The 6852-nt window shown below is 72.5% G+C and carries 7 protein-coding genes; 6 read left to right on the top strand and 1 reads right to left on the bottom strand.

Translation table 11 applies throughout. The annotated features are described in order from the left end of the window. Positions 1–344: integrase core domain-containing protein (locus tag LY13_RS17395; RefSeq protein ID WP_253827598.1), on the top strand; the 344-nt coding region annotated here is incomplete at its 5' end. Here LY13_RS17395 and LY13_RS17390 read toward each other — a convergent pair. Beyond that, positions 316–1575 (bottom strand): alpha/beta hydrolase, encoded by a 1260-nt coding sequence (locus LY13_RS17390; RefSeq protein WP_253829527.1) that lies wholly within the window; start codon positions 1573–1575, stop codon positions 316–318. The two genes, LY13_RS17395 and LY13_RS17390, sit on opposite strands and share 29 nt — an antisense overlap. A gap of 197 nt (positions 1576–1772) precedes the next feature. On the opposite strand from LY13_RS17390, the gene LY13_RS17385 reads away from it, so the two are divergent. The 5 genes from LY13_RS17385 to LY13_RS17365 are packed head-to-tail and all read left to right on the top strand — an operon-like array spanning position 1773 to position 6739. Further along, positions 1773–2930: an acyl-CoA dehydrogenase family protein gene (locus LY13_RS17385; protein ID WP_253829525.1), complete on the top strand. Its 1158-nt coding sequence runs from the start codon at positions 1773–1775 to the stop codon at positions 2928–2930. After that, complete coding sequence (locus LY13_RS17380; protein WP_253829523.1) at positions 2930–4111, top strand: acyl-CoA dehydrogenase family protein; 1182 nt, start codon at positions 2930–2932, stop codon at positions 4109–4111. Before LY13_RS17385 ends, LY13_RS17380 begins: the two co-directional genes overlap by 1 nt. Next, positions 4108–5160 (top strand): bifunctional MaoC family dehydratase N-terminal/OB-fold nucleic acid binding domain-containing protein, encoded by a 1053-nt coding sequence (locus tag LY13_RS17375; protein ID WP_253829522.1) that lies wholly within the window; start codon positions 4108–4110, stop codon positions 5158–5160. The genes LY13_RS17380 and LY13_RS17375 overlap by 4 nt, the downstream gene beginning before the upstream one ends. After that, the gene (locus LY13_RS17370) at positions 5157–5546 is read left to right on the top strand and encodes a MaoC family dehydratase (protein ID WP_253829520.1); all 390 of its coding nucleotides are present in this window, start codon (positions 5157–5159) and stop codon (positions 5544–5546) included. The genes LY13_RS17375 and LY13_RS17370 overlap by 4 nt, the downstream gene beginning before the upstream one ends. Continuing rightward, the gene (locus LY13_RS17365) at positions 5543–6739 is read left to right on the top strand and encodes a lipid-transfer protein (protein WP_253829519.1); all 1197 of its coding nucleotides are present in this window, start codon (positions 5543–5545) and stop codon (positions 6737–6739) included. Before LY13_RS17370 ends, LY13_RS17365 begins: the two co-directional genes overlap by 4 nt. The last annotated feature ends 113 nt before the right edge of the window (positions 6740–6852 follow it).

The raw sequence follows: 6852 nt of genomic DNA, 5'->3' as shown, positions 1-6852 counted from the left end.
GGGCACATGCCTGGTTCGCCGGTCACGGCGTGACCATCGAGCGAGTGCTCACCGACAACGCCTGGTCCTACCGCAAAAACACCTGGCAACAAGCCTGCGCCGACCTGGGCATCGCCCGACGGTTCACCCGCCCCTGGCGCCCACAAACGAACGGAAAAGTCGAGCGCTACCACCGCACCCTGCTCGACGAATGGGCCTACCAACAGCCCTACCACTCCGAAAACGAACGCCAGCGCGCGTTCGGTGACTGGCTCGACTGGTACAACTTCCACCGACCCCACACCGCAATCCACGGAGCCCCACCAGCCGACCGCGTCACCAACCTCTCCGAATCACACAGCTAGCGCGCCGGTCCGAACCGCGCGTGTGGTGGTCGTGGGCCCACTCCAGGAACCGCTCGACGCCACCGACGACGTGGGCGCTGCGGATCGACGGGAAGATGTCGAACGCGTGCTGGGCGCCGGGGATCTCCGCGTAGGCCACGGGCTCGTGCGAGGTCGCGCGCAGGGCGTCGACGAACCGGCGCGCCTCGCGGACGGGGACGAGGCTGTCCTGATCGCCGTGGATCACGAAGAACGGTGGAGCGTCGCCGGTGATGCGGTCGAGCGGGGAGGCGGCGACGTAGTCCTCGTGGGTCGGGTCCGGACCCATGACGTGCCGCGCCAGCAGGCCGCGCATCCGCGCGGCGGATGCGCGGGAGCCGCTCGTCGCGGCGAAGTCGTAGACGCCGTAGTGCGGTACGCAGGCCTGCACGCTCGTGTCGCTGCCGGTGAATCCCGGCTGGAGGGCGGGGTCGTTCGGGGTGAGCGCCAGCAGCGACGCGAGGTGCCCGCCCGCCGAGCCGCCCGTGGTGGCGACGAACGACGGGTCACCGCCGTAGTCGGCGATGTGCTCGCGGATCCACGCGAGCGCCCGTTTGGCGGCCACGATGTGCTCGGGCCAGCGCGACTTCGGCGACAGTGGGTAGTTGATCGCCACGCAGACCCAGCCGCGCCGGGCCATGTGCAGCATCAGCGGCACGCCCTGTTCGTTCTTGCTGCCGGTCATCCACGCGCCGCCGTGGACCTGCAGCAGGACCGGCCTGCCGTCGCCGGGTCCGTCGGGACGGTAGACGTCGAGCAGGAACCGGCGGCCGCCCTGCGCGTAGGGGATGTCGCGATCGCGCCGCACGCCGTCGGTGTCCATGCGGAACGGGAAGGCCAGCCTCCCCCACGGGGTCGCCACGTCGTCGGCCGCACGCCCCTCCGCTCCGCCGCGGTGGTCGGGGCCGGTCGCGGCGGTGAGTGCGGCGTCCACGACACCGTGGGCGCGCCGGGCGGAGGCGATCAGTGCGGCGAGGCCGCCCGCCGACGCGGCGGCCATCGCCAGGCCCGCGGGATCGGTGGCGCGGCGGTGCCGGGCGACGTGTGCTGCCGCGTCGGCGGCGGTGAGTGCGAGCAGGTGCGGTGCGAGTTCGGAGGTCAGCCAGCCTGCGACGAAGGTGGGGACCGACACCCGGTGTCCGGACCACGGCCGGATCGCATTGGACGTCAAGGCCAGTTGCAGCGCTCGGCGTGCGCGGAACAACGCGTGCATGCCGTCAGCCTATCCGGGAGCCGTCCCGCGGGCCGGTCGAGAACGGGTTCTTCAGGCCCGATCACTCATGGTCCTTGCCACGCGGCGGTTTCGTCACGCAAACTAGAACATGTTACAAATATTGCCCGATGTCGTCGGTCGTGCCCGCCACGGGATCGCCGCGGTGCACACCCGGACGGGCCGGACGAAGGAGTCGCGTGGATTTCACCCCGGACGAGACGCAGCGCGCTGCGGCCGACCTCGCGGCGGGCGCTCTGGCCAAGGCCGCAGGCGGCGAGGACGGTGACCCGGGGGCGACGGCGTCGTGGCGCGCGCTGGCCGACGCCGGACTGCTGGCGCTCACCCTGCCGGAATCGCTGGAAGGTGACGGACTCGGCGCCGCGGAGACGGCCGCCGTCGTCCGCGAGGCGGGCCGGGCCGGGTCACGGGCTCCGGCGTGGCCGGTGCTGTCGCTCGGCCTGACCCCGCTCGTCGCGCTCGGCGGGGCCGAGCGCTGCCCGGACCTGCTGCGCGTGGTGGCGGCCGGGGACGCGCTGCTGACCGCCGCACTGCACGAACCGTCGTCGCCGATGACCGACCGGCCCGCGGCGACGGCGACCACCACGGACGGTGCGTCCATGAACGGGACGGCGATGGACGGGACGGCGACGAGCGGCTCGGCCCGCGGGAAGTGGCGGCTCGACGGCGTGAAGACCGCGGTGCCGCTGGCCACCGAGGCCGAGTGCATCCTCGTGCCGGCCACGCTCCCCGGCGGCGGTACCGGTGTGTTCCTGGTCGAGCCGTCGGCTCCCGGCGTGCGGCTGACCCCGGCGCCCACGGCGTCGGGAGCACCCGAGGCGGTCCTGCGGCTCGACGGCGCCGAGACCGGACCACCGCTGGCCGAACCCTCCGACTCCGAACCGGGGCGGGCGTTGCGCGTGCTGCACCGGCACGCGCTGGCCGGCGCCGCGGCGTTCGGTGACGGTCTGCTGGCCGGAGCGCTCGCGCTCACCACGACCCACCTGGCGACGCGGGAGCAGTTCGGCCGCCCGCTGGCCACCTTCCAGGCCGTCGCCCAACAGGTCGCGGACGTCTACGTGGCCTCGCGCACCGTGGAGCTGGCCGCGGAGTCGGCGGCCTGGCGGCTCGCCGCCGGCCGTGAGCCCGACGCCGAGCTGGAGGTCGCGGCGTACTGGCTCGCGGAACAGGCACCCCTCGCGCTGGCCACGTGCCACCACCTGCACGGCGGCGTCGGCCTCGACGAGACGTACCCGCTGCACCGGTACTCGTCCCTGCTGAAAGACCTGATCCGGGGCATCGGCGGGGCGTCGCTGCGGCTCGACCGGGTCGGCGCGCTCACGGGAGGTGCCGCCTGATGCACATCGCACTCACCGCCGAGCAGGAGCGACTGCGCGACGAGCTGCGCCGCTACTTCGCCCGGCTCGTGACACCGGAGGAACGCACGCTGCTGCTCACCGAGCGGCACGGGCCCGCCTACCGCGAGGTGGTACGCCGGATGGGCCGGGACGGCTGGCTCGGCGTGGGCTGGCCGACCGAATACGGCGGGCTCGGGTTCGGTCCGGTCGAACAGCACATCTTCGCCGACGAGGCCGCGCGCGCCGACGTGCAGCTGCCGTCGGTGACGCTGCAGACCGTCGGGCCGACGCTGCAGCGGTTCGGCACCGAGGAGCAGAAACGCCGGTTCCTGCCCGCGATCCTGGCGGGCGAGGTGCACTTCGCCATCGGCTACAGCGAACCGGAGGCCGGGACCGACCTCGCGGCGCTGCGCACCACGGCGGTTCGCGACGGCGAGTCCTATGTGGTCAACGGGCAGAAGATCTTCACCACCGGCGGCCACGACGCGGACTACATCTGGCTCGCCGCCCGCACCGACCCGGACGCGCTGTCGGACGAGAACCGGCGGCGGCACCGGGGCATCTCGATCCTCATCGTCGACACCGCCGATCCGGGTTACTCGTGGACGCCGATCATCACCTGCGACGGCGCGCACCACGTCAACGCGACCTACTACTCCGACGTGCGCGTTCCGGCCTCGATGCTGGTGGGGGAGGAGAACGCGGGCTGGAAACTCATCACGACCCAGCTCAACCACGAGCGGATCATGCTCGGGCCCGCGGGCCGGATCGGCGGGCTCTACGACCGCGTGCGGGACTGGGCCGCCGAGCGGACGAACCCCGACGGGACGCCGCTGCTCGAGCTGTCCGACGTCCGGCGGGTGCTCGGCGAGGTGTACGCCCTCGTGCGGGTCAACGAGCTGCTGAACTGGCAGGTCGCTGTGTCCGATTCCGGATCGGTTGCGGACGCGTCGGCCACGAAGGTGCTCTCGTCCGACCGGCACCAGCGGGTGAGCAGACTGCTGGAGGAACTGGTCGGCAGGCACGGCGATCCGTCGGATCCCGCCACGGCCGAGCTCGCCGCATGGCTGGACACGCTCACGAAACGCAACACCGTCCTGACGTTCGGAGGCGGAGTGAACGAGATCCAACGGGAACTGATCGCCCAGTTCGGGCTGGGACTGCCGAGGGTGCCGCGATGACGGCGACGGAGCGGTCCGCGACCGGCCGTGTCACGGAGACCGACGCGGGCGGTCGCATCGAGGAGGTCGCGCGTGAGATCGCGGCCGCAGGCCCGTCGGACCCGGACCCGGCGCGGGATCCGGTCAACCAGGCCATGATCAACAACTGGGTCGAGGTCATCGGCGACGCGAACCCGGTGTACACCGACCCCGCCGCCGCGGCCGCCTCCGTGCACGGCGAGCTCGTCGCGCCGCCCGCGATGACCCAGGTGTGGACCATGCGCGGCCTGCACGGCGTGCGCCCGCCCGACGACCCGCTCCGCCGCATGACCGACCTGCTCGACGAGGCGGGCTACACGTCGGTCGTCGCGACCGACTCGGCGCAGACCTACCACCGCTACCTGCGGCCGGGCGAGCACGTCGCCGCGTCGGCGGTACTGGAGGACGTCGTCGGCCCGAAACGCACCGCGCTCGGCGAAGGATGGTTCGTCGCCACCCGCACGACCTGGTACGTCGGCGACGAGGCGGTGGCGGAGATGACGTTCCGCATTCTCAAGTTCCGCCCGCCCGAGGCCGGCGCCGCCGCAGGAGACACCGACGGCGACGCCGCGAGCGCGGGCCGGGAGCCGGCAGGCGGGAAGCGCGACACCGGGCCGGGCCGTGGCGAGGCGGCCGCCGCGACGGTGCTGCGCCCCGTCGTGACGCGGGACAACGCCTTCTTCTGGGAAGGGCTGCGCGCCGGGGAACTGCGGATCCAGCGCTGGGGCGGAACGCTTCGGCACCCGCCGGGGCCGATGCCGCCGGACGGCGACCTGGACGCGGAACCCGATTACGTCGTCGCGGCGGGAACCGGCACCGTCTACAGCTTCGTCGTCCACCACCACCCGCCGGTGCCGGGCAAACGTCTGCCGTTCGTCCTCGCGCTCGTCGAACTGGACGAGGGGGTGCGGGTGCTCGGCCAGCTGCACGGTGCGGAGCCCGACGAGGTCCACATCGGACTGCCGGTCGAGGCGAGTTTCGACCGGATCGACGACGACCTGACGCTGCCGGCATGGAAGGTGCGGTCATGACCATCACCGTGGGTGCGGAGCTGCCGCCGCTGACCGTCGAGGCCACGCCGACGTTCGTGGTCGCCACGGCCCTGGCCACACGCGACTTCCAGGACGTGCACCACGACCGCGACGCGGCCGTCGCCCGCGGGTCGCGCGACATCTTCCTGAACATCCTGACCGACACGGGACTGGTGCAGAGGTTCGTCACCGACTGGGCGGGCCCCGATGCGCTCGTCCGGTCGATCTCCCTGCGCCTGGGCGTGCCCTGTTACGCGGGCGACACGCTGACCTTCACCGGCCGGGTCGACGAGGTCGACGGCGACGAGGTGACCGTGGCGGTGTCCGGTACGGACGGTCTGGGGGAGCACGTGTCGGCGACGGTGCGGATCGAGGTGACGGCATGACCGGCGGGACCGGAGGAGACGGGGCGGGCATCGGCGGAGCGGCGGCGATCGTGGGGATCGGTGCGACCGAGTTCTCCAAGGAATCCGGCCGGACGGAACTGCGGCTCGCGAGCGAGTGCGTCTCGGCGGCACTGGCCGACGCGGGACTTTCTACCTCCGATGTGGACGGTCTGGTGACGTTCACGATGGACGGCAACGCGGAGATCGCACTGGCGCGGGAACTGGGCATTCCCGACCTGACGTTCTTCAGCCGGGTCCACTACGGCGGTGGTGCGGCCGCCGCGACCGTGCAGCAGGCCGCGATGGCCGTCGCGACCGGAGCGGCCGACGTCGTCGTGGCCTACCGGGCCTTCAACGAACGTTCCGGAAACCGGTTCGGCCAGGTGTCCTCGGCGGTGGCACAGCAGGTCAACACCTCGGGGGTGGACAACGGGTACCACTACCCGGCGGGCCTGGCGACGCCCGCGGCCACGGTCGCGATGGTCGCCCGGCGGTATCTGCACGAGTACGGCGCGAGCAGCGAGGACTTCGGCAGGATCGCCGTCACCGCCCGCGCCCGCGCCGCGACCAACCCGCACGCGTGGTTCCACGGCAAGCCGATCACGCTCGCCGAGCATCAGACCTCGAAGTGGGTCGCCGAGCCGCTGCACCTGCTGGACTGCTGCCAGGAGAGCGACGGCGGGGTCGCGCTGGTCGTCACGAGCGCCGAGCGGGCCCGTGACCTGCGCAGACCGCCCGCGGTGATCGCCGGGGCGGCGCAGGGGAGCGGACCCGACCAGTACATCATGACCAGCTACTACCGCGACGACCTCGCGGCGCTGCCGGAGATGGGCGTCGTCGGCGGGCAGCTGTGGCGGCAGTCGGGCCGCACGACGTCCGATGTGGACGTGGCCGTGCTGTACGACCACTTCACCCCGTACGTGCTGATACAGCTGGAGGAGCTCGGCTTCTGCGGGCGTGGGGAGGCGAAGGACTTCATCGCCGACGGCAGGCTCGAACTGGACGGGCAGTTGCCGCTGAACCCGCACGGCGGACAGCTGGGCGAGGCCTACATCCACGGCATGAACGGCATCGCCGAGGCGGTGCGCCAACTGCGCGGCACCGCGGCCAACCAGGTGGCGGGAGCGGAGACGGTGCTGGTCACCGCCGGAACCGGCGTGCCGACCAGCGGCCTGGTCCTCACCGCGCCCTGACCCGCGAATCCTGCGCCCGCCCGTCGCCCGGCCGCCACCCCTCAACGGCGCGCCGGCGCGCGACTGTCTTCTCGCACGTGTTCGGCATCCGGGCACACCTGATCCCGCGCCCA

Origin of the sequence: Prauserella aidingensis (assembly GCF_024171865.1) — a bacterium.
Classification (GTDB): domain Bacteria; phylum Actinomycetota; class Actinomycetes; order Mycobacteriales; family Pseudonocardiaceae; genus Prauserella; species Prauserella aidingensis.
The sequence above is the reverse complement of the archived record's forward strand: the minus strand, read 5'-3'. Positions and strand labels throughout refer to the sequence as shown.

Excerpts from the sequence above, each read along its gene's own strand:
- LY13_RS17390 (WP_253829527.1), bottom strand. The coding sequence starts at position 1,575 with ATGCACGCGTTGTTCCGCGCACGCCGAGCGCTGCAACTGGCCTTGACG.
- LY13_RS17380 (WP_253829523.1), top strand. The coding sequence starts at position 2,930 with ATGCACATCGCACTCACCGCCGAGCAGGAGCGACTGCGCGACGAGCTG.
- LY13_RS17375 (WP_253829522.1), top strand. The coding sequence starts at position 4,108 with ATGACGGCGACGGAGCGGTCCGCGACCGGCCGTGTCACGGAGACCGAC.
- LY13_RS17370 (WP_253829520.1), top strand. The coding sequence starts at position 5,157 with ATGACCATCACCGTGGGTGCGGAGCTGCCGCCGCTGACCGTCGAGGCC.
- LY13_RS17365 (WP_253829519.1), top strand. The coding sequence starts at position 5,543 with ATGACCGGCGGGACCGGAGGAGACGGGGCGGGCATCGGCGGAGCGGCG.